At 50.5% G+C, this 20,132-nt stretch carries 25 protein-coding genes; all 25 read left to right on the forward strand.

The annotated features are described in order from the left end of the window. The first annotated feature begins 1 nt into the window (after position 1). The 25 genes from ACXABW_RS19155 to ACXABW_RS19275 all read left to right on the forward strand — a co-directional run bounded on the left by ACXABW_RS19155 (position 2) and on the right by ACXABW_RS19275 (position 20,130). The gene (locus ACXABW_RS19155; RefSeq protein WP_457527053.1) at positions 2–244 is read left to right on the forward strand and encodes a hypothetical protein; all 243 of its coding nucleotides are present in this window, start codon (positions 2–4) and stop codon (positions 242–244) included. Continuing rightward, complete coding sequence (locus tag ACXABW_RS19160) at positions 241–741, forward strand: hypothetical protein (RefSeq protein WP_457527054.1); 501 nt, start codon at positions 241–243, stop codon at positions 739–741. The genes ACXABW_RS19155 and ACXABW_RS19160 overlap by 4 nt, the downstream gene beginning before the upstream one ends. Next, positions 722–1,342, forward strand: coding sequence for a DUF3486 family protein (locus tag ACXABW_RS19165; protein ID WP_457527056.1), 621 nt, complete (start codon positions 722–724; stop codon positions 1,340–1,342). Before ACXABW_RS19160 ends, ACXABW_RS19165 begins: the two co-directional genes overlap by 20 nt. After that, a complete protein-coding gene (locus ACXABW_RS19170) occupies positions 1,335–2,960 on the forward strand; it encodes a terminase large subunit domain-containing protein (RefSeq protein ID WP_457527058.1) in 1,626 nt (541 codons plus the stop codon). Before ACXABW_RS19165 ends, ACXABW_RS19170 begins: the two co-directional genes overlap by 8 nt. Further along, positions 2,957–4,522 (forward strand): DUF935 domain-containing protein, encoded by a 1,566-nt coding sequence (locus ACXABW_RS19175; RefSeq protein WP_457527060.1) that lies wholly within the window; start codon positions 2,957–2,959, stop codon positions 4,520–4,522. The genes ACXABW_RS19170 and ACXABW_RS19175 overlap by 4 nt, the downstream gene beginning before the upstream one ends. After that, positions 4,515–5,354, forward strand: a complete 840-nt coding sequence (locus ACXABW_RS19180; RefSeq protein WP_457527062.1) for a phage head morphogenesis protein — start codon at positions 4,515–4,517, stop codon at positions 5,352–5,354. The genes ACXABW_RS19175 and ACXABW_RS19180 overlap by 8 nt, the downstream gene beginning before the upstream one ends. After that, a complete protein-coding gene (locus tag ACXABW_RS19185) occupies positions 5,354–5,695 on the forward strand; it encodes a hypothetical protein (RefSeq protein WP_457527064.1) in 342 nt (113 codons plus the stop codon). The genes ACXABW_RS19180 and ACXABW_RS19185 overlap by 1 nt, the downstream gene beginning before the upstream one ends. Beyond that, positions 5,692–5,943: a hypothetical protein gene (locus ACXABW_RS19190; protein WP_457527066.1), complete on the forward strand. Its 252-nt coding sequence runs from the start codon at positions 5,692–5,694 to the stop codon at positions 5,941–5,943. Before ACXABW_RS19185 ends, ACXABW_RS19190 begins: the two co-directional genes overlap by 4 nt. 214 nt (positions 5,944–6,157) lie before the next feature. After that, positions 6,158–7,213 carry a phage protease gene (locus ACXABW_RS19195; RefSeq protein ID WP_457527068.1) on the forward strand — a complete coding sequence of 352 codons (1,056 nt, stop codon included), beginning with the start codon at positions 6,158–6,160 and terminating at the stop codon, positions 7,211–7,213. Positions 7,214–7,253: 40 nt separating this feature from the next. Next, positions 7,254–8,435 (forward strand): Mu-like prophage major head subunit gpT family protein, encoded by a 1,182-nt coding sequence (locus ACXABW_RS19200; RefSeq protein WP_457527069.1) that lies wholly within the window; start codon positions 7,254–7,256, stop codon positions 8,433–8,435. 2 nt (positions 8,436–8,437) lie between these two features. Further along, positions 8,438–8,728 (forward strand): hypothetical protein, encoded by a 291-nt coding sequence (locus tag ACXABW_RS19205; protein ID WP_457527071.1) that lies wholly within the window; start codon positions 8,438–8,440, stop codon positions 8,726–8,728. Positions 8,729–8,732: 4 nt separating this feature from the next. Beyond that, positions 8,733–9,167, forward strand: a complete 435-nt coding sequence (locus ACXABW_RS19210; protein ID WP_457527073.1) for a gp436 family protein — start codon at positions 8,733–8,735, stop codon at positions 9,165–9,167. Next, on the forward strand, positions 9,164–9,709 hold the full coding sequence (locus ACXABW_RS19215; protein ID WP_457527075.1) for a phage virion morphogenesis protein: 546 nt from the start codon (positions 9,164–9,166) through the stop codon (positions 9,707–9,709). Before ACXABW_RS19210 ends, ACXABW_RS19215 begins: the two co-directional genes overlap by 4 nt. Continuing rightward, positions 9,702–10,349 carry a hypothetical protein gene (locus tag ACXABW_RS19220; protein WP_457527077.1) on the forward strand — a complete coding sequence of 216 codons (648 nt, stop codon included), beginning with the start codon at positions 9,702–9,704 and terminating at the stop codon, positions 10,347–10,349. The genes ACXABW_RS19215 and ACXABW_RS19220 overlap by 8 nt, the downstream gene beginning before the upstream one ends. Beyond that, positions 10,276–10,512: a DUF2635 domain-containing protein gene (locus ACXABW_RS19225; RefSeq protein WP_457527079.1), complete on the forward strand. Its 237-nt coding sequence runs from the start codon at positions 10,276–10,278 to the stop codon at positions 10,510–10,512. The genes ACXABW_RS19220 and ACXABW_RS19225 overlap by 74 nt, the downstream gene beginning before the upstream one ends. Beyond that, positions 10,509–12,242, forward strand: coding sequence for a phage tail sheath subtilisin-like domain-containing protein (locus ACXABW_RS19230; protein ID WP_457527081.1), 1,734 nt, complete (start codon positions 10,509–10,511; stop codon positions 12,240–12,242). The genes ACXABW_RS19225 and ACXABW_RS19230 overlap by 4 nt, the downstream gene beginning before the upstream one ends. A 9-nt stretch (positions 12,243–12,251) precedes the next feature. Beyond that, positions 12,252–12,605: a phage tail tube protein gene (locus tag ACXABW_RS19235; protein WP_457527083.1), complete on the forward strand. Its 354-nt coding sequence runs from the start codon at positions 12,252–12,254 to the stop codon at positions 12,603–12,605. Then, entirely contained in the window at positions 12,605–12,988 is a 384-nt protein-coding gene (locus ACXABW_RS19240; protein ID WP_457527085.1) for a phage tail assembly protein, read from the forward strand. Before ACXABW_RS19235 ends, ACXABW_RS19240 begins: the two co-directional genes overlap by 1 nt. Positions 12,989–13,114: 126 nt before the next feature. Continuing rightward, complete coding sequence (locus ACXABW_RS19245; RefSeq protein WP_457527087.1) at positions 13,115–15,073, forward strand: phage tail tape measure protein; 1,959 nt, start codon at positions 13,115–13,117, stop codon at positions 15,071–15,073. Positions 15,074–15,075: 2 nt separating this feature from the next. After that, entirely contained in the window at positions 15,076–16,353 is a 1,278-nt protein-coding gene (locus ACXABW_RS19250; RefSeq protein WP_457527089.1) for a DNA circularization protein, read from the forward strand. Next, a complete protein-coding gene (locus ACXABW_RS19255; protein WP_457527091.1) occupies positions 16,346–17,425 on the forward strand; it encodes a phage baseplate assembly protein in 1,080 nt (359 codons plus the stop codon). Before ACXABW_RS19250 ends, ACXABW_RS19255 begins: the two co-directional genes overlap by 8 nt. Next, positions 17,419–18,030 carry a phage baseplate assembly protein V gene (locus ACXABW_RS19260; protein WP_457527093.1) on the forward strand — a complete coding sequence of 204 codons (612 nt, stop codon included), beginning with the start codon at positions 17,419–17,421 and terminating at the stop codon, positions 18,028–18,030. The genes ACXABW_RS19255 and ACXABW_RS19260 overlap by 7 nt, the downstream gene beginning before the upstream one ends. 9 nt (positions 18,031–18,039) lie before the next feature. Next, a complete protein-coding gene (locus ACXABW_RS19265; RefSeq protein ID WP_457527095.1) occupies positions 18,040–18,483 on the forward strand; it encodes a phage GP46 family protein in 444 nt (147 codons plus the stop codon). After that, positions 18,473–19,555 carry a baseplate J/gp47 family protein gene (locus tag ACXABW_RS19270; RefSeq protein ID WP_457527097.1) on the forward strand — a complete coding sequence of 361 codons (1,083 nt, stop codon included), beginning with the start codon at positions 18,473–18,475 and terminating at the stop codon, positions 19,553–19,555. The genes ACXABW_RS19265 and ACXABW_RS19270 overlap by 11 nt, the downstream gene beginning before the upstream one ends. Next, positions 19,552–20,130, forward strand: coding sequence for a putative phage tail protein (locus tag ACXABW_RS19275; RefSeq protein ID WP_457527147.1), 579 nt, complete (start codon positions 19,552–19,554; stop codon positions 20,128–20,130). The genes ACXABW_RS19270 and ACXABW_RS19275 overlap by 4 nt, the downstream gene beginning before the upstream one ends. Positions 20,131–20,132: the final 2 nt, after the last annotated feature.

The raw sequence follows: 20,132 nt of genomic DNA on the forward strand, positions 1-20,132 counted from the left end.
TATGCGCGGGCAACGTTTGGCGTATCAATCGGGTCGTAAACAGCGACTCGCTCATGAAGTGGCCTGTTTCGAAGGTCACCAAACGCCTATGCCTGCACCTCTTTATTCTCACGACGCCACTTGGCAAGCTGCATTTGAGCGAGGGTGGCAGAGCGTGAGTGACTGGGATATTTACCATGCGACGCATCAAAGTCGTCAGCATGGTCTAGAGCGGGCGAAAGCCCTATTTCGGAGACAATCATGAGTTTCTTTTCCAAGGTAGCCGATACCTTAACGGGTGGATTGGCAAGCACAGTGATGAACACCATCAAAGCTTACTTTCCCCCTGACATGACTCCAGAGCAACAATCACAGATGCAGCTCGCCCTTGAAAACCTCGAACTGAAAAAGAAAGCGCAAGCCGCTGAGATTGAGCGTAAAGCTGAAGAGCAAGTGACGAAACGTATAGCTGAGCTAGAAGGCACCGCAAGCGAGCTCAAGTCCATCCCAATTTTGGGCCCCATCATGTTGTTTTTACGGGGCTGTCAGCGTCCAGTTTGGGGCTTTCTAACGCTCTATATGGACATGATGTGGTTCAGTGGCTCTTGGGGAACCCTGACTGCAACACAAGAGCGCGCCTTAATGATGGTGAACTTTTTAGTCTTGGCGTTCTTGTTTGGTGAGCGTGCGATTAAAAACGCATTGCCAGCCATCAAAGCCTTCACCGCCAAAGGGGAACAGAGTGCACAAGAAAAACCATAAACGGGGTAAGCAGCGCCTGCCTAAGCCTAGCAAGATCCAAATGCTGCCCCCTGACATCAAAAAGCAAGTCGATAAGTTGCTACTCGATGGCAAGTTGCAGCAAGTCGATATCGTCAATCAAATCAAAGCGCTCTTATCGGAGCGCGGTTTGCTCGATGAGCATGACTTCTCTTATCAAACCTTTAATCGCTACGCCAACCGCTTTCACGACTCGATGCAGGTCATGCGAGAAGCCAGAGAGTTATCTGAGCAGCTGGCGCAAAAGTTGGGGGATGAGCCCGACACCGACATCAACACGGCGTTGATTGAGCTGGTGAAAGCGGAAGTGTTTAAGCTTCTGGCAACATCTCGTAAAAACGAGGACGGCAGCGAAGCCACCATTGCGGTGGAAGATTTAAACAAAATCATGTTAGCCATTCGCCGTATTACCGAGTCGCAGCGCACACAAAGACGCATGGAAAAAGAAGTGCGCCGCGCTTTTGCTGAAGAGGCGGCGAAGAAGTTACCTAGAGAGATTGCGAAAGCCAAAGGTATGGATGGCACCAGTGAAGAAATGGAAGAAATCATTCGCCGAGCATTAACGGGGATAGCGGATGGCTAAGAAAAGTGCACCCCAGTACAGCGAACGTGAAATCGACCTACAAGCCGAGTGTGATGCGGCAGGCGTTGACTTAGAGCGCATTGAGCTTGGCACCGCGTCTATTCTCAAAGAAGCGTTTTTTCTTCCCTATCAATCGGCCTGGTTTAACGAAGAAGCGCCATTAGCCCTGCATGAAAAAAGCCGCCGAACCGGTATCACCTTTGCGCAAGCAGGCAAAGATGCACTGACCGCTTCAAAGCCTCGCGTTCGTGGCGGTCGCAATACGTTTTACATCGGCACTAAGAAAGAGATGGCACTGGAATACATAGCCGCCGTTGCGCTGTTTGCGAAAGCCTACAACGCTGGGGCGAAAGCGAATGTGTATGAAGTGCCGTTTTGGGATGACGACAATGAACGTGAAATCCTTGCGTACATGATACGTTTCCCAAACTCTGGCTTTAAAGTGCAGGCCCTTTCTTCGAATCCAGCCAACATTCGTGGTTTACAAGGGGACGTCACCATCGATGAAGCCGCGCACCAGCCAGAGCTCGATGAAATGCTCAAGGCCGTGCAGGCGGTGCTGATGTGGGGTGGCCGCGTACGAATGATCTCGACGCACAATGGCGCAGACAGCCTCTTTAATAAAACCATCATCGATGCATTGGCTGGGCGCAATGACTGGGTCATTCATCGTACCCCACTTAAGGAAGCGTGCCGTCAAGGGCTCTATCGCCGCATTTGCGCGGTCACGCATCAAGAATGGAGCATCGAAGCGGAAGAAGCCTGGATTGAACAGCTCTATCGCAATGCGCCCAGCAAGGAAGACGCCGAAGAAGAGTATGGCTGTATCCCGAAACTTGGCGGCGGCACATACATTCCTCGTACGCTGCTTGAACTTGCCAAGCGCAAAGTGCGAGTGGTGCGATTTAACGGCTCCTCTGCGTTCAATAAAGCCAAAGAGCCACACAGGCGCAAGGAAATGAAACAGTGGCTAGAAGAGCACGTTGAGCCACTGCTGGAGCGCTTACCTCCAAGACCTCATGCGTTTGGGGAGGATTTTGCACGCAGTGGTCACTTGTCCGTGTTCTGTCCTATGACGATAAACCAGGACTCAACCAGGCATGTGCCGTTCTTAGTGGAGATGCACAATGTCCCACACAAACAGCAAGAGCAAGCCATTAAGTTCATTTGTGACCGATTGCCGAAGCTGTGCAAACTCAAGCTTGATGGCGGCGGCAATGGTCACTATGTGGCGGAAGCGGCGCAAGACGAATATGGCAGCTTAGCCGACATCATCATGCTGGGTGAGTCATTTTATCGAGAGCAGATGCCCAAGTTTAAAGCGGCCTTTGAAGATCAACAATTAACTATCCCAGCAGATGAAGACGTTATCACCGATTTAACCGCCATTAAAGTCATCAATGGCGTACCGAAAGTCGATCGCGAAAGGAAAGTCAAAGGCGATAAGAAAAAGCGCCACGGGGATGCGGCCATTGCGATTTGGTTTGCCTATCTGGCGAGCCTTGACAACATGAAGTCAGTCTATGGTTCGCACTCTATCAAAAAGAAAGCCGGTCAAAAGCCAAGGCGTAACGTCAAATGCACGCTCGGTTTGCGTAACCGAGGAGGATTATTGTGAATAAAATTATCGATCCCAAAACCGGACAGCCTTTTGCACTGAAGCAAAGCGAAGCCACCAAGCGGCAAACCGAAGCGTCGGTGTATTCCGTTAGACCACCGACGCCGGGCTACTCGATGGCTACCAATATCACGCCAGAGCGCTGCGCCCGTGCTCTGCGTGAAGCGGAGACCTTTTTTATCGAACCTTTTATGGTTCTCGCCGAAGAAATTGAAGAGCGAGACATGCACTATTCTAGTGTGCTGCGTACTCGTAAGCTCAAAGCTGCCAGCCTTCCTATGACCATTACCCCGGGTGGGGAAAGTGATAAAGATCTGATGCTGGCTGATGAAGTACGAAAACTCATGAATCGTCCTTTCGTCAAGATGCTCAAAATGGATTTACTCGATGGTTTAGGTAAAGGCTTTTCCGTGTGTGAGCTGATGTATCACACCAGTAAAACCAAGTGGGATATTATCTCTGCGCCCTGGGTAGACCAACGCTTTTTTGAATTTGACCAAGAGACGCGTCAAGAGCTGCTACTCAAAGACAAACAACACCCAAACGGGGGCACCAAGTTATCACCAGGCAAGTACATGGTGCACAAGCCCCGCATTAAATCAGGACTGCCCATTCGTAATGGTCTAGCACGTCTGCAGGTGGTGATGTTTATGCTCAAGTCCTTTTCGATTCGTGATTGGTGGGCCTTTTCAGAAATCTACGGCATGCCGGTTCGTTTGGGTAAGTACCACCCCAATGCCACCCAAAAGCAAATCGATACCCTTGTGGATGCGGTGCGCAACCTCGCCTCAGATGCGGGGGCCGTGGTTCCGGAAGGCATGGACATCGATATCAAAGAAGCCAAACGAGGAGAATCAGGCACCGTCATGTTTGAGTCCATGGCCCGTTGGTGTGATGAACAAACCTCAAAAGCCGTGCTTGGGCAGACGATGACCACCGAAAACGGCAGCTCTTACTCTCAGGCTAGCGTCCATAATGAAGTGCGTCTGGACATCGCCAACTGGGACGGGATGCAGCTCGCATCAACCTTCAATGAGCAATTGATTAAGCCTTACATTGAGCTGAACTACGGCATTCAAGATGCGTATCCCATGGTGTCCTTTGAGGAAGAAGACGCCATGGACACGGAAAAGTGGGTGCAAAACGTCGGTGAAATGGTCGACCGTGGCCTGAAGGTGTGTACGTCGGATGTGTATGACCGCCTTAAGCTCAAAGTGCCCGATGACAAAACGCAATCAGTACTGCTTCCAAAAGATGTCGTCAGTGGTGTGGGCGCTCTGCCAGTGAGCTCTGGCGAGCTGGCGACCAATCACCGATTAGCCATGAACCGCAAAGAAGTCGTCAGTGTGGTACCTGATGACGAGGAGTGGACCCGCATTATCGATCCAGTGGCTGCGCCCATTCTAGAGGCGGCAGACAAAGCCAATAGCTACGCGGAGCTTGTGGCGATGCTGAGCGAACTCAAAGCCACGACAGAGGATGAGCATCTGCAGGCGCTGATTGAGAGCTTGACCAAGGCGACCACTTCGGCGCGGATGAGTACGGAGCTGGGCAATGGATGAACTCGTTAAAACGCTTCGCCAGTACCTTTTAAGTAAAGGGCTAAGCCCTACGTTTGATTGGGAAGAGATGCTGCAAGAAGAGCATGACTTTAACTTCACCGTCGCCAAGATGACCGAGACTGACATGCTCACCGACACCCAGCTCCTTATTGCGCGAGCACTCGATGAAGGCATGCCTTATCGTGAGTTTAGCCAGTTGCTCAAACCTATGCTGGTTGAGAAAGGATGGTGGGGGAAACAAGTCATGCGTGACCCTTGGTCTGGTGAGGAGCGTGAAGTCCAGCTCGGCAGCGACAAGCGTATGCGCACCATCTATGAGACCAACATGCGAACCGCTCGCGCTTATGGTCAATACCAGCGCACACTCCAAACCAGTGACGTGTTGCCTTACTACGTCTACGAGCTGGGCCCTTCACGTGTCCATCGTAAAGAGCATTTAGCTTGGGCGGGATTGATGTTACCTGTTGACGATCCTTTTTGGGAAACGCACTACCCACCTAACGGCTGGGGATGTAAGTGCCGCCTTCGTCAAGTCTCTCGGTATGAATATGAACGTTTGCAGCGTGATGGTTTGACCGAACGAGTGCAAGAGCTCGATGAGCACGGTATGCCAACAGGGCGCTTCACTACTGAAACCGTTGCGGTCAAAACAACCGCGCCTGTCATTGACGAGTATCAATACGTGAATAAGCGCACAGGGGAAGTGTCCTATGTGCCAAATGGTATCGACCCAGGCTGGGCGTATCACCCTAAATACCGTCGCCAAGCACTCGATAATGAGATGGCAGAAAAAGAAGCGGCCTATGAGAACGCCGCCAGAGGAAACCAATAATGCGCTTTACCGACTTTGATAAGGAGCTCAGTGAATGGAGTGTGTATTTCATCTTAATTTTGCTGGGCTCAACCTGGCGAACCATCAGCGATAAAAACTTAACCGTCTGGCAGCGTTTGTCCATTTGGCTGGCGCGCGTGTTTGCCGGAGGGTTGATTGCGCTGCTCGTGCAATATGGCGGCAATGCGTTGGCTTGGTCTGACGATACCAAATTTTTTATTGCCGGTGCCCTTGCGGTCGCAGGCCCTGAGCTGCTCAGCGTAATTGTGGTGATGGCGACCGAACTAAAACACGACCCATTAGGTACGCTGTCTAAACTGAAAAAATGGTGGAAACAATGAATCTAGTCATGACCGTTATTATGATTGCAATAACGTTAGCGCTCATTGTGCAACTTATCCTTACCCCCGTCGTCATCAAAAAATGGAGTCTCATTACGCTCTTGGGTCTGTCCATTTTCTTGCGACTGATGGGCTACTCTGACACTCCAACCGACGCTGAGCGCTTTTTGTGGTTCATCTATGACACTGGAGTCATGTTGTGGCTCTTTTTTGCTGTCGAGAGAAAAAAGCGCTCAAACGACTCCTAAGCGTATTCTTTCTCTTGATGGCTACAATGACATAAAACATACACTAAAACCTCGCTACGGAATTTTGCAACGGCTTTGCAACGCATCCTTAGTGCGGTTTTAGTTTTCCTTTCCGCTCCCCTCCTATTTTTCTGTCCAATTATAGGAAAACCCATTAATCACACTCACTCCTTCACGCTCTTACACTGGCGACAAGAAACGAAGGAGAAATGACGTGCCCAAGCCACTGACCGAGCGCCGACCAAGGCAACATCCAGCCATGCTCGATAACGAGCAAAACAGCAATCTGGCGATGAACTTTTATTACGGCCTGACCGAGCGCTCTATGCCAGCGGCTCAAAGTGCCAGTGATACGCCTGATGACAACGCCAATGTCAAACCCATTCCTGAATGGCTGATGCTCATTCCTGCTGGCGTCGTTCAGGGATTGGATGGCCGCACCTGGCAAAACACTCAACCTCAAGCTGTCGTGGATGCTTTTAATGATGATGGTTTAGATTTGCCCTGGGACGTGGAGCACGCCACACACATTAAAGGTCCTCAAGGTGAATACGCTGGTGCGGCGGGCTGGATTGATGCACTGGAAGTGCGAGACGGCGAAATCTGGGGACACCTGGATTGGAATGACCGTGGCCGTTGGATCATTGAAGACAAAGATTACAAGTATTACTCCCCTGCGTTTTTGTATGACGACACAGGCGTCATCACCAAAGTCCGCTCTTGCGGTTTCACAAACGATCCTAACCTTGCAGATTTACCTGCCCTGAACCATAAAGGAGGCGCTATGCCTATTCCTAAAGCCATTGCTGTCGCGCTGGGTGTTACTGAAAACGCTGATGAAACCAGTGCAGTCGCAGCCATCAATACGATGCGATTGGCGATGAACAGCCGAGACACGGTTGACCTCTCCAAATATGTGCCTCGTGCTGATTACCAGTTAGCACTCAACCGCGCCGAAACCGCTGAACAAAGCCTATCGCAACGTGAAGGCTTAGAAGCAGAGTCGCTCGTTGATAAAGCCATTGAAGATGGCAAGGTCGCGCCATCAAGCCGTGATATGTACCTCGCCACCTGCCGAACGCAGGAAGGCCGAGAGCAATTTAAGCAGTTTGTTGGCTCAGCTCAATCCATTTCTGAGCAGCAAGCGCCAACTAACCACTCTGGTGGTGAACAAGGGGCGTTAACCGACGATGAATTGGCGATGTGTCGCCAGCTCAATCTGAGTGAAGACGAATTTAAAAAATCCAAAGAGAGCTTAGCGCTCAAGTAAGCGCTTGGACTCACTCATCCTACTGTAGGTAAGACGTCTTATGAACGAAACAACGATTATCCGCAATCTCTACACCGCTTTGAATGCGGCGTTTAATAAAGCCTTTGGTGCTGCGCAGCCTCAATGGCAAAAGATTGCAACTGAAGTGCCATCCAGCGCCTCCGCAACCGATTACGGTTGGCTAGGCGATTGGCCATCCATTGAAGAGTGGGTTGGTGAGCGTCAATTGGCTGAGCTCAAAGAGCATGGCTACAGCATCACCAACAAAACCTGGGAATCGTCCATCAAGGTTCGCCGTGAAAAAGTGGAAGATGACCAACTGGGTATGTACTCGATTCAGGCGCAGCAAATCGGTTATGACGCCGCGATGCACCCTGATAGCTTGGTGTTCCCACTGCTCATGAAAGGCTTTACTGAACTGTGTTACGACGGTCAGTACTTCTTTGATGAAGACCACCCAATGGGCGACACTACGCACTCGAATGTTCAACTGGAAACGCCGGCGTCTCCTGTGCCGACCGACTACGCCAGTGTCTCTGCAGGCGATCCGGTCGATAACTCTGGCGAGCTGACCATCACGCTATCAAGTACAGAGCTTGACCGTGATGTGACAGAAGAGACTGCGACAGACGAAGGTTGGACGATTGATGTGGGTGGTAAGACGGCGGATGTGGTGTCTTATACCAATGCCACCGACACGCTGATTGTTACTGGAGGCGACTTAGTGGCTTCGGATGTCACCACTGACACTAGTATCACTATCAAAGGGTTTGAAACTGCGCCTTCCGTTGTTCGTGAGCCTTGGTTTGTTCTCGATAACTCCAAGCCGCTACGCGGTCTTATCTTCCAACCTCGCCGCCCATTTAAGTTCACGCAGCTCAACGATCCAAACCAGACGTTTGTGTTTATGAACAATGAATATGCCATGGGTGTGGATGGCCGCTCGAACTCTGGTTATGGGCTATGGCAGTTTGCTTTTGCCTCTCAACTACCGCTTACCGCTGACAACTTCAAAGCGGCGCGTGCTCAGATGCGCAAAGTGACCAAATCCAATGGCACGCCCCTTGGCGTTCGTCCAACCACGATTGTGGTGGGCTCTGAAAACCAGTCGGCGGCAGAAGAGCTGTTTGATGCAATGACGGGACCGAACGGTTCAAGCAACACGCTGTACAAAGCGGTCGAAATCATCGTCAGCGAGTACATCGTCAAACCAGGTGCGTAGGTATGGCTCACACTCACGATCAACCTTTACTTCCCTATCAAAGCCAGGAGAGCAAAGTGACTAAGGCGAAACAAAACAATCAACCGGAAAAGCCGGCGCGTAAAAACGCAACTAAAAAGCTGATCATTCGCTCTGCGATGAAGTCTGGCTTTTACCGTTGCGGGCTGCATTTCAAATACGATGAAGACACAGTATTGGTCGTTACCGCTCATCCAGTGACGCGCAACCAAGTGTCCATTGCCGTGGGCAACAAGCTCAAAGCTGAGCGCATGTTGATCGTTAAAGAAGGGTAAAGCGATGACGGCAGCGTATGCAACCAAAGAAGACTTGCTAAGACGTGATGAAGCCTACCTTCGTACATGCGCTTACAGTGCCATGGACGATACCTGGGATGATGACGGTATTGATCAAGCGCTGATTGATGCAACCGACGAAATTAATACGTATTTATCGGTGCGCTATACGCTGCCTCTTGAATCGATCCCCAACATTTTAACCAGCTTGACCATTCCAGTGACCTTTTATTGGCTGGGTGACAGCAACAGCCAGGTCACGAAATTGGTGGAAGAGCGCTATAAAAACGCCATCGCTAGGCTGAAAGACATTTCATCGGGTAAGGCGGACTTAGGTTTACCCGAAAAAGAAAAGCCTAATGAGAATGCACTCGGTGAAGTGACCTGGCACAGCGAGAAGCGAAAGCTTACTCGATCCAAATTGGGCACATGTCTATGAGCGGCGCACTGCAAGTGGAAGGTTTGGAGCAGGTCCTCTCCAATCTCAATCAGACGATGGATAACCTCACCAATATCAATACTGAGCAGATGATGCTCAAGGTTGCAGGATTGATGGAGAGCCAGACGCGCCATCGCTTAGCCAATGAGAAACGCGCCCCTGACGGCAGCGCATGGCCTGCCTGGTCAAGTAAATATGCGAAAACCCGACAAGGTGGTCAGTCTCTGCTCGATGACACCGGTGCATTGATTGACTCTTTGTCTCACTACGCAACCAAGACAGAAGCTGTGACGGGGTCGAACCTTGCGTATGCCTCCGTACATCAGGATGGCTTTACTGGCGTGGTCAATGTGGATACGCACACTCGTACCATCCGTCAAGCGTTTGGCAAAGTTTTGGACACGCCAGTGCAAGTGAATGTCGCCGCGCACGCTCGACAAATGACCATGCCCCAGCGTCAATACTTGGGGCTCAGTGAAGACAATCAGCAGGAAATCATTCAGACCATGAAGCAATTTATTTCGGGAGAGTTGCATGGCTAAAGTCGTAGTAACAGGCTCGCTGCGCGCGACACAAGCCGTCGTCAAGACGCTGCAAGAAAAGCTCATTACGGGTGAATTTCTCGATGCGCAGCATGTGAGCCGCCACTCTGGCCGCTTTGACACCAAGGAAGAGATAGAGCGCTTTGCTAAGAAAAACAACTCGGTGTTGGTGGCTGCGCTGCAAACGTCTAACCATGAGACGCGCGTTGGACATACTGCAGATGTCTCGATGGTGGCGTTCTTAGTCTGCCGAGCTCAATCGAGAGACACCGACGCGGGTATGGTGTGCGAGCTGCTCAGCACCAAAGTCACCAAGTTGGTCAGGCAAGAGCGCTGGGGTATTAATGAGGCGAAGCAATCGACCAATATCAAATCCAATAATCTCTACAGTGCAACACTGGATGGCCTCGGCGTCAGCATTTGGGCAGTCAGCTGGACGCAAAACATGAGTATGGAAGAAGAAGCCTTTGCCGAGCTCGATGACTTCAAACTCTTTACTCAAACGAACCACATTGCAGAAGGCGCGCCCACGCTCGATGCTCATGTTGAATTAGAAGGAGCCTCTGATGGCGACAGTGATACTGAAACCGAAAGCGGGATTGACAGTGCGTCACCCCAAAACGTTGAAGCCTCTGAATAAAGAAGGCACTCGCGTTGAGATGAGTGCCTACTGGCAGCGAAGACTGCGTGATGGGGATGTGGTCGTCGTACGAGACCAGACAACCCAATCTGACGCTGATAAGGCAAAAGCAGATTCAAATCAAAAAAACGATAAGACGAAATCAAAAGGAACACGCCGATGAGCATTCCAAACGATATCCGAACGCCCCTGTGCTTTATTGAGTTTGACAACTCAAAAGCGGTGACGGGCACGACCGCCATGACCCATAAAGTGCTACTGATGGGGCAAATGCTGAGCTCTGGCACGGCAGAGACCGCCAAGCTCTACCCGTTTAATTCGGGTGATGAGGCGGGCGCACTTTGGGGGCGCGGCTCTCTCATGCATGCGATTGCTGCGTGGTTTAAAGAGTCGAATGCACATACCGAAGTCATGGGGGTGGCGCTGCCTGAAGCATTTAACCAGGTGGACAAAGATTACAACGCGGCGGTTAAGACTGATGCGGTCGATACGTCACCGACCATCACTGTGGAATACAAAGATGCCGACCTTGATTTCAATGTCGATGAAAATACGGCAGCCATTGAGGGTTGGACCGTAACGGCTGGCGGCAAAACCAGTAATTTGGTGAGCTTTGATGTCGATACCGGCTTCATGGTGATTGTTGGAGATGGGGACTTAGCCATTTCTGATCTTGTGGCAGACACCGCTATGACCATTGGCGGAAAAGAGTCCGTGCCTGCAGGTGTCGCGGCGTCAGGTCCTCAAACCATTATCGGCACAGCTCAAGAAGATGCATTAATGAACCTGATTGTTGCAGGTGTTGATGTATCCGTATTGGTCTCTAAAGGGGATGATGCGGCAGCAATTGCCTCGGCCATTGTAGACGTCATCAATGGTAATGATGACTTACCCGTCACCGCTACAGCTGCCAGTGCGGTTATTACCTACACGGCTAAAAATACAGGCGAAACGGGTAACGAAATCAAGGTCGTGTGTAATTACTACGCTGGGCAGTCCTTTCCTTTGGGCGTTACTACCCAAAACATTCAGCTTTCCGGTGGTGCAGGCAACCCTGATGTCACTTTCGCCATCAGTGCGATGGCCGATGAATGGTTTAACCACATTGTGATGCCTTACAAAGATAAGACAAATCTCGATGCGCTGCGTGATGAGCTTCTTGAGCGTTGGGGCCCAATGAAAATGGAAGAAGGCACTGCCTATCTTGCGTTTTCGGGGACGCATGCCGAGACGAGTACCTTTGGGGAAAGTCGCAATGATTTCCTATACAGCTGTATGGGCGCGAATGACTCACCGACACCGGCTTACTTGTGGGCAACCGATTATGCCGCGCAGGCGTCGTATGAGCTGGCGATTGACCCCGCCCGACCATTGCAAACGTTGGTCATGCCTCGCTTACTGCCTGTGGAGGTCAGCAAGCGTTGGGACCAAAATGAGCGTAACTTGCATTTGTATGATGGCGTGGCCACACACAAAGTCGATGCAGGCGGCAATGTTCAGATTGAACGTGAAATCACGATGTACCGATTGAATGACTTTGGTCGACCTGACCCAAGTTACTTGGATTTAACCACGCCGCATACGCTCGGATACATTCGTTATGCCACTGTGAATCGAATCACTCAGAAGTTCCCTCGTCATAAACTGGCTGATGATGGGCAGTCATTCGATCCAACTCAGCCAGTGGTCACTCCTAGTATCCTGAATATAGAACTGGTTTCGCTTTATCAGGAGATGCTAGAGCAAGCCATCGTTGAAAACGTCGACAACTACAAAGAAGCCTTGTATTGCGAGCGTGATAAAAACGATAAGAACCGCGTCAATGTCTTCGCCTCTCCAGACTTAGTGAATCAGTTCCGAGTCTTTGCGATGACCAACCAATTTATTTTGTAAGGAGCGATTATGTCCATTTTAGGAGAAGCGAAAATTCGCACGAACGGCAAAGAGCTTCGCAGTATGGGCGGGGCGGAGCTCAGTTTAGGCGGCATGACCCGAGAAGTCGTGAAAGGCAGTGGTCGCGTTCATGGTTTTCGTGAGGTGTACACCGAGCCGACACTCTCATTGAAAATTGCGGCGCACGCAGATACAGACTGGAATGAGTTACAAAACCTGAAAGATGCTACCGTCGATTTCGATGGTGGCCCAGGTCTGCGTTTTTTGCTTAACCGCGCTTTTCGAACCGAAACCATTAATGTCACGGAAAGCGATGGCTCATTTTCTCTCAATATTTCGGCCTTCACAGCGGAGCAAGTGTAATGTCTAAAACTCAATTTAAACTCGACCATGGTATCAAGACCGATAAAGCCACGCACTTTGAGGTAGAGCTGCGTGAGCTCACGGCTGGTGACATTATTGAAGCGGAAGAAGAGGCCGAAAAGCTGGTCAATGCAGGCTCAAAGACCCAGCCTCAATATGTACTTGTGCGCAGTGACATAAAAGCAAGCATGGCGATTTTACGCAGACAAATTGCGCGCATTGGTGACATCCAGGGCCCTATCTCTGAGTACGAGCTCAAAAAGCTGCACCCAGAAGACTTGTTCATCATCCAAAAACACGCGGATGCCATGGATAAAGCGGCGGCTCAGGTCAGCACTCAGGATGTCGGTCAGTCGGTCGCGGCGCGGGGAAAGAGCTCATAGAGCATGCCTCGCTCATTAATGAGGCCGCGCTGATACTGGCGCGGTTTTACCACGGCAACATCCAACACTTCCTCGATAAACCCATCGGGCGATTTTTAAAAGAATGCGAGAGGTTAAAAAAGCTTCATGAGCAGCGAACTTAACGCCAGTATTCGTCTGAACCTGACGGGTAACCTCACCGAAAAATCCAGAGCCTACCAGCGAGAAATGAAAGGTATGGCGCGCCAAACGCGCCTGTCCTTTCAAATCATGAATCAAGCTTCCAAGCAAGCCATGACAGGCATTAATGCTGGCTTAGATAGCATGACCTCTCGATATGGCCTATTTGCTGCTTCTTTAGCAGGTGGCGTCAGTTTCAAAAACGCCATCTCACTAGAGCGCCGCATGAATCGTATTGGTGTTCAGGCTGAAATCAGTGCCGAGCAAGTCAAAAAGCTCCAGGATGAAATCTTTGAGACCGCAATGGATAACAACATTGCCATTGACCCTTCAGAGCTTATCAGTGCTATTGAGGAGATCGTCACGCGCACCGGTGATTTGGAGTACGCGCGTAAAAACATCGAGGCGCTGGGTCAAACCATCCAAGCCACAGGGGCGATGGGCGCAGATATTGGTGGTTTGGTGGCTGAGCTGCAAAAACTTGAAGTCGATGATGTCTCCCGTGGCATGAACATTCTTGTGGCGCAAGGCAAAGCCGGTGCCGTCGAGGCCAAAGATTTGGCGAAACTCGGTCCGCGTATTTTGTCGGCTTACGCAGGTTCGACCAAACGAACCGGTGAAAGTGCACTTGCTGAGCTTGGCGCATCGATGCAGGTGCTACAGATGGCTACTGGCTCACCGGATGTTGCGGCCACCACGTTAGAAGCGCTGCTTCGAGACTTACAAAGCCCAGACAAAATGCGCAAGCTGGCGATGATGGGCATTGAGCTTAACGAAACCGATGATAAAGGCCGCACCGTCATGCGCGATCTCCCTTCCATCATGACAGATATCGTCACCAAACTTGATGGCAACATGGCGCGTATCGGCATGATATTTGGCGACGAAGCGAGACGTGGCTTTAACAATATCACCGCTGAATTGATCCGAAACGAAAAAGTCGAGAGCTTTGATAAGTTCAAAAACCTCGATGTCAACTTCAGTCAAATTGCCGAAGATTCAAAGCGGATCGCTTCAGATGCGACAGGTGGACTGCAGCGCCTATCTACTTCATGGAATCACTTCATCAACAACCAGCTCAGTGAGCCTCTCACCGAACTGGCGGATGTCATGCATAACGTCAGCGCCGAAACGGTGCAGAGTATATACCACATAGGGAAATGGGTGGCTGCAATCGGTGGTGCAACGCTGCTGCTTAGAAAGCTTGGGGGATTTAAAGCGGCATCTTGGCTTTGGAAAGCGTATCGAGGACGAGGGAAAAACAGCGGATTAGCTGGCGCGCAAGGGATGGGTGGTATGGCCGTCCAGCCTGTTTATGTAGTGAACATGCCTGGCGCAGGACTCGGCGGTATGAATGGTCGAGGTGGTCGAGGCACACCACGATTAGGGGGGCCAGGTGGGCCTCTTGCTCTTGGCGGACCAGGTGCAATTGATGCTGACTTTGAGCCTTCCAATAAATCCAGTCGTTGGTCAAAAATTCGCAATAGCCGCTTCGGACGCATGGGTCGTCGCTTTGCTGGTACAGGCGGAAGCCGCTTACTCGGAGTGGCTAGTTCTGGCCTTATGTTGGCGGACATCGCCATCAATGGTGGAGATGCCTCTGATGTGGGTGAGGCGGCAGGCACCGGACTTGGCGGTTGGGGCGGTGCGAGTCTAGGCGCTGCCATTGGTACAGCTATATTACCAGGTTTAGGTACGGCGATAGGTACTGCGCTCGGCGGTTTGGTGGGCTCGGTCGCGGGTGGTTACGCAGGTAATGCAGCGGGAGGGCTATTTGAAAGTGCACCGGCTCGAAACGAATTGCAAGGTGAAGTCAAAGTGTCCATTGAAGATAACCGTACTCGCACAAAAGAAGTAAAAACCAATCAAGCAGGCGTCATCTTTAGCGCCTCTGCGGGCCCTGATCTTGGTTACTATGGTGGATAACAATGACGACACTGACAACTCAAGATACTACCCAATATCGAGACGCCTCCATTCGCGGTGTGATGTTTTATGTCAAAGAGATTGGAGGCACCAGTGGGCGGCGCGCCGTGCCTCATGCTTATCCAAAGCGTGAGACTGGATGGACAGAAGACAATGGCGCCGTGCTCGGTAAGCAAAAGGTCGAAGGCTTTTGCTTAGGGGATAATTACCTGTCTCAGTTAGCGGATGTGCTTGATGCACTCAATCAACCAGGGCCGTGTGAATTGGTGCACCCTTTTTGGGGGCGTCAACGCATTCAGGTGGGAGAGGTTTCCCATCAGCTGAGCACACAATATGGCGGTTATGCCACCATCAGCTTTGATGTGTTTGAAGCAGGACAAAAGCTGTTTCCTAGCGCTTTGGTGAATACGTCTGATGAACTCAAAACCAGCGCGACTCAAAGCCGAGACAGTAACATTGAAGAGTTTGATGAGCAGTTCGACAGTGAAGGCTTACCCAGCTACGCGCAAGACAGTTTACTCGATACCTTAAACAGTTATAACGATGCCTTGCTGCAGGCCGTCATGCAACTCCCCGACCTCCCTGATGCTCTGAGTGATTGGGTAGACGCATTGGATGCATTTAAGCAAAACTTAGGCTCGTTAATCGCTGACCCTGGAGAGCTGGCTCGCCAGGTGACCGATTTAATGTATGATGTGCACGATTTGGTCACCACACCACCTGATGCTTTGGATGTGTACACCACCGTCCAAAGCCGTATTGATGGCATGCAGGCGTATTACGAATTTGATGAATCAGGGCAAAACCCAATTGATGAACAAACCCAGCGTAACAACCGTTTGATTAACCAGCTCTATACCAATGAACTGGTGATAGAGCAATCTATTGCGCTCAGTGATTCTCTGTCAGCGATGGTGACGCAGCAAGATTACAGCGCTTCCTGGTCCGATTCAAAAGGCGCAAGCGAACAGGCTTCAATGGTTCAGACTCGCATTGATGATGCAGCGATACAGGCGCTTGACGTTGATATGACTCAAAGCTGGCGAGCCCTTCGTGATACACGCGTAAAACTTAAGCGCGATGTGGATGAGCGAGTACTTCTTCTTCCTCAAGTTCGTGATGTAACGCCCACGACCACGATTCCTGTGGCGCTGCTGGCGTACCAAGAAACAGGGTCAACCGAAAGTCGCGATAACATCGTCAAGCGTAATAAGCTTCGTCACCCTTCATTTATTATCCCAAATCAACGAATTGAAATTGCGGAGCTAAGCGATGTCTGACGTCTTATTGCTGATTGATGGTGCTCGATACGTAGGCTGGACTGAGGTGAGCGTCAGCCGCTCTCTTATCAACCTTGCAGGTGAGTTTGATTTGAGTTTGACACGCTCCTGGGCTGAAGCAGCGCCTATCCCCATTGAGCCAGGCATGCCGTGTCAGGTGATGATAGGCAATGAAGTGGTCATCTCCGGTTACATCGATGACTTCATCCCTAGCTATGATGAAAACAACATTCGTCTGCAGGTCATGGGACGCGATAAAACCGGTGACTTGGTGGACTGCGCGGCGGTATTTCAGGGCAGTCAGTGGCAAAAGGTCAACCTTACCCGCATTGCAAAAGACCTGTGTGAGCCGTTTGGTATCAATGTAGTCGACAATGTGACGCAGCAATCCATTTTTCCTTACACTCGCAAAGCGGCTGAGGAAGAACGCATCATTTTTACCTCCTGGCGAATAGAGCAAGGGGAAACGGTCGAAGATAACCTTCGCCGCGCGGCGAGACAAAACAGCGCGTTGATCACTTCCACGTCTTCCGGTGATTTACTCATCACTGCGCCGTCCAGTCACGTCTTACCCGTGACATTGAAACTGGGCGACAACATCAAAGCTGCAGCTGGCCGCTTTTCATGGCGTAACCGTCATAATGTCTACTTAATCAAAGGGGCGGGATACTCTGGAGGAGACTTAGACAATATCAGCACGGATAAGAACGTGGGTAGAGCGATGTTGATACGCGATCCACAAGTGAAACGTCACCGCCCTAAAATCGTCCTATCTGAAGATGCGTTCACTGCTGAAGGTGCGACGCAGCGGGGGCAATGGCAAAAGACGCGCGATGTCGGCAGCTCAACACAGACACAAATTACCGTCACTGGTTGGCATTACGATGAACGCCATTTATGGCCTGTCAATAAACTGGTGAAAATCCAAGACGACTATCAAGGGCTCGATGTCACCTGGTTGATTGTGGCCGTGAATTTCATTGAAGGTGATGGTGGCCGATTAACTCAGCTCACGATAATGCCAGCTGATGCGCTCAGTATTGAGCCCCCTGCGAGTACAATGCTATGGTGACGCTGCAAGCCCTACAAAAAATACTGGCTCCCATTAAGCGCCGCATCCAGCTTGTGTTTGACCGAGCGATTGTGACAACGGTCAATAACTCACTGAAAAGACAAAACCTTCAACTGACGGCATTGCAAGACGAAAACGTCAATGACGTGGAACGTTTTATCGATTACGGGCTGATTTCTTACCCGCCCGATGGCTCAGAAGCACTTGTCGCAAGCCCAGGTGGCAACCGTAATGCCATGGTGGCGCTTAGCGTAGATGACAAAGACAGCCGACCTACTGGAGGCGAACAAGGCGATTCAGGCCTTTATCATCTAGAAGGTCACCTGTTTATCTTGACTAAAGAAGGCACATTCAACCAGTTAGGAAAACGCTTTAATCTCACCCTCGATACCGAAGTCGTTATAACTACTCCTAAGTTAACCATTAACGCGGATGACACCGTATTTAACGGGAATGTGAAGGTAAACGGTGATGCTGAGGCAGATACCATGAAAGCTGGTCAAATGAGTGCGACGCAATCTCTTACTGTTGATGATTTGGATGTCGGTGGGCACATTCACCTCGATGCAGAAGATAGACCGACAGACCCGCCTTCCTCCCCTTAGAGGACAGCCATGAGCGCAGCACTAATCTGGCACATTAACCAAGCCAATATCGAACTGAGCAGTGCTGGTATTCAAATCGATGACAGCTTAATGACTTTGGTGATCATTATGCTGTTCACCGATAGACGAGCGTTGGATGACGACACACTACCAGACCGCACCAATCGTCGAGGATGGCCTGGTGACACCTACTTTCCCTATCCAATAGGTAGCCGCCTATGGCTTTTGAGCCGTGAAAAAATCGTCCCTCGCGTGTTATATGACGCAAAGGATTATGCGCTAGAAGCACTGGATCCATTAATTCAAGAAGGCTACGCCAAAGACGTATCGGTTGAAGTCAGCGTATGGAACACCAATTGGATGCGCTTTGATATTCAAATAGTAAAACCGGATGACAGTATGATGAGTTATTCCATAAGTAAACGCTGGGACGCCCAAGCCCATGCCTTATAGTACGCCAAGGCTTAAGCAGCTCATTGCGCAGGGTGAAGGCGATATCGCGTTCTACCTTGATGACAGTGAGCCAAGACTGCCGTTTTCAGTTGAGCGTGGGCTCAACTTTGCTAATTCTGCTCAAGTCAAAGATCTCTATGACCATCAAGAATGGATTGCACGTCAGATTGTTCCAAATCAAGAGTCGGATGATGAGTATATTGTCAAGCATGCACAGCGCCGAGGTGTGATACGTAAGCCTGCGAGCGCGGCATTTGGTTTGGTCACGATGGCGGTCAGTAGTGGTACGACGATTAAGGCTGGGCAAAGGTTTCAGCGTGGCGATGGTGTTATCTTTAAGACCAAAGAAGAACACACCGCAGAAAGCGACAGTATATCGTTTGAAGTCAAAGCCGACAGTACCGGACAGGTAACTAATACGGAAGCGAAAGTAGAGCTTACCCCTGCCTCCACCATTATTGGTGCCACTGGAAATGCTGTAGTGGAAGACGAAGGGCTTCGAGGCGGCGCAGATATCGAGCCTATCTTAGATTTGCTCTATCGATTACAACTTAAGATGCGCAACCCGCCTCAAGGTGGGGCAACCTTTGATTATGAATCATGGGCATTAGAAGTGCCTGGCGTGACACGTGCCTGGGCTGAAAATGGCTGGCAAGGTCGAGGAACGGTTGGTCTCACCTTCGTCAATGACAACGAAGACGACATCATCCCTTCACAGCCTCAACTGGATGCGGTTGAGGCTTACTGTATTGAGCATGAAGACCCAGCCACAGGCGATCGCGTTGGGGCTCCAGCGGGCCCTGAGCTTGTGATGTACACGTTAACCCTTAAACCTTTGACGCCTAATATTCATCTTGTGCCAGACTCAGCCGATACGCGCTCTGCGGTGACGACCTCATTAAAAACACTGGAAGTACGTAGTGCCTCGCCAGGCGGTAAGCTGTTAATTAGTGATATTCGCCAAGCCATCAAAACAGCGGCTGGCGTTCGCGATTATACGTGCTCACTCAATAGTGACCAAACCAGCACAAAAGATGAACTATTAACATTTGGAGACATTACGTGGGTATGACGCACGATGACTATCACCGCAGCTATTTGATGCTTTTACCCGAGGGCGCAGCCTGGTCAAAAGACAGCGGCGCTTTATTTGATCTATCGCTTGCTCTCACCAAAGCGTACGAGCGCGTTGACGCTTCCAATGGCCAGCTAGAGCAGGAAATCTTTCCAGAAACCTGCTATGCACTGTTGCCTGATTATGAGCATGCGTTTGGTTTGCCTGAGTGTCAGGACCTGCAAGAGCAAACTTTTGATAGACGCAGACAAGCGGTGTACGCCAAAGATACACATCAAGGTGGTTTGTCTCCTTGGGCGCTTGAGGCTTTGTGCGCTTCTTATGGGTTTGATGTCGAGATACTTCCTGTACGTCGGCATCACTGTCTGCGTCCTTGTACACACCCGATTAATCCTTACGACAGTCAATTCGATATTCTCGCACGAGTCAAATCATCGTCAGCCATTCCCATGACTGTACTCGATGATTGTACAACCCCCTTATTGCAGTTTGATGAGCTTGCTGTTACTTGCTTGCTGGATAAATACATCATCGGTGGTTGGCAGGTCATTTACGTTTTTGAAGAGGAATAATT

It is taken from the genome of Vibrio paucivorans, from assembly GCF_054053395.1.